The sequence below is a fragment of the Paenisporosarcina sp. P4_D4 genome (assembly GCF_056401835.1).
This window is the reverse complement of the sequence record NZ_JBFUIO010000253.1, coordinates 1-1,846: the sequence shown is the minus strand read 5'-3', so window position 1 is coordinate 1,846 and position 1,846 is coordinate 1. Positions and strand designations below refer to the sequence as shown.

Sequence of the window (1,846 nt, the reverse complement as noted above, 5' to 3'; positions counted from 1 at the left end):
TTCATATATAGATATGCATAATTTAAATGTTAGTTACAGGTTTTTCTTTTGATAATTCTTTCATAATATCCATTTCACTCTTTTTTCCATCAATAACATTATAAAGGAAACTGATAACTTTCCTATAATCATGTTTTACACTAATAAAATCGTTCTTTAAGGTTTCACTTTCAATAAAATAGTTACCCTCAATTTTACCTATATAAATCTTAATATACTCTTCATAATCTTTATTTTGAATTGTTTCATCGAGTAAACTATGTAGTGTATGATACTCATCAAATTTCTTTTGTAAGGTTTTTTTCTCTGGTTTAATATTTTTTTGCTTTAAATAGATAGAAGATTGACTCGAAAAATTTTTTAAATCAACTCTGGTGTAATTTGAAGGAAAGGGAATAACTTTATCTTTAATTTTTTTATAAAATAATTTTTCATGATTTAAAGCTTCATAACCTTCATTTACTTTATCCTTTCCTAAAATAATGGTATTTTTCACCTTACTAGCACTACCTTTTGCAAAAGAGGGAATCCCTTTGACCACATCAGGAAAAACTTCTACCCCCACCTTCCATAAGGCTTTTTGCGCTTCTTCTTTTTTTAAAAAATTAATAATTCTAGGGTCTATTTTCATGAAAATTTCCTCCAATTCAAATAATTATTATTATATATGAGGTGGACAGTTATTTTTAATTTTCTACGAGCTTTTTTGTCATATCGGCTGAGAAATTAATTTTGTTTTCTAGAAGAGCTTACTTTAATGATAATACTAGGTATAAAACAAGCACCTTGAATCGTAGACTAGAGATATTAATTGTAAAATGATGGAGGTTTTACCATGAACTTTGCAAAAAAATATTCTCAGCATTTTATACGGTCATTTATAAGTGGAGTGAAAAACCTTAATTTAACTGAGCGATTTAATCAAACAGTGGAATATTACCGGAAAATGAAAACAAAGAAAATCTTTAATTCGAAGAAACGAGATCGAGTACAGGAAATTGATAACATTGAACACAACAGTTTCATTCGATCAATCTTCGAAGTTTTCGGATATACAGCAGTTATGTCAATTCCAGTTCTCTTTATTATGTTTGTGCTGGTCTTGTCGTATGTCCTGAATCCTTTTTTGGAGTCATTTCGCGGTTACGGATTACTATCGTTGGGTCTTTCTGTGCTGATGCTAGGGATTGGCTGGTATAAGCCGTATAAGATTTGGAGCTTCATATTAGTTTTAGCCGGTGCATTCTTAGCCATGTTTACATTCGGTCCACAGGTGATTGAAGGATATACAGGAAAAACTTTAATCGAGGTAAATTGGAAGACGGGCTATTGGATAATGTTGAAAGCGACATTGGTTTTTCTTGGTTATTTAATTGGTACCGTTTCTTTAATTGCATGGGTGTATCTCGTTTCAAAGGGGCAACGCCACAACCCATTAAAAAGAATCCGCACGATGAATATAAAACAAAGATTGGAACAGCTAAAAAAATTATATACGAATTGAAGATGATTGAACCGTTTCAATTCAGCAGTATTTAAATAAAAAAATTATTAGCGGCCGAATGATTTCTCGGTCGCTTGTTCTATGTTTAAAATGAAATGAATGAAGGTTTTCCATTACATATTGTCGAATGAAGTTCCAAAGGGTTTCAAGGAGGGGACAAGATGAATGAGGAATTTATCTACGTAAATGATCATGAAATTATTATTAATACACTTTCGCCTCAAGTTAACAGTTTAAATGCAGACGATGCATTTTTAATTAATAATCAAGAACTTTCCATTGAACAAGTTGAAAAGAGAAGCAGCAACCTCCTGAGCAGCATGCCTCATTCAACTACTAAGC

Annotated in this window: 3 protein-coding genes; 2 read left to right on the top strand and 1 reads right to left on the bottom strand. The window is 31.3% G+C overall.

Features of this window, described 5'->3' with window-relative positions:
- Window positions 1-22: 22 nt before the first annotated feature.
- Window positions 23-631 (bottom strand): hypothetical protein, encoded by a 609-nt coding sequence (locus tag AC1DSL_RS17780; RefSeq protein WP_477533255.1) that lies wholly within the window; start codon window positions 629-631, stop codon window positions 23-25.
- 204 nt (window positions 632-835) lie between these two features.
- Between AC1DSL_RS17780 and AC1DSL_RS17775 the strand changes: the two genes are divergently transcribed.
- A complete protein-coding gene (locus tag AC1DSL_RS17775) occupies window positions 836-1,504 on the top strand; it encodes a hypothetical protein (protein WP_477533254.1) in 669 nt (222 codons plus the stop codon).
- Window positions 1,505-1,665: 161 nt separating this feature from the next.
- A partial coding sequence (locus AC1DSL_RS17770) for a hypothetical protein (RefSeq protein WP_477533253.1) occupies window positions 1,666-1,846 on the top strand: 181 nt, incomplete at its 3' end.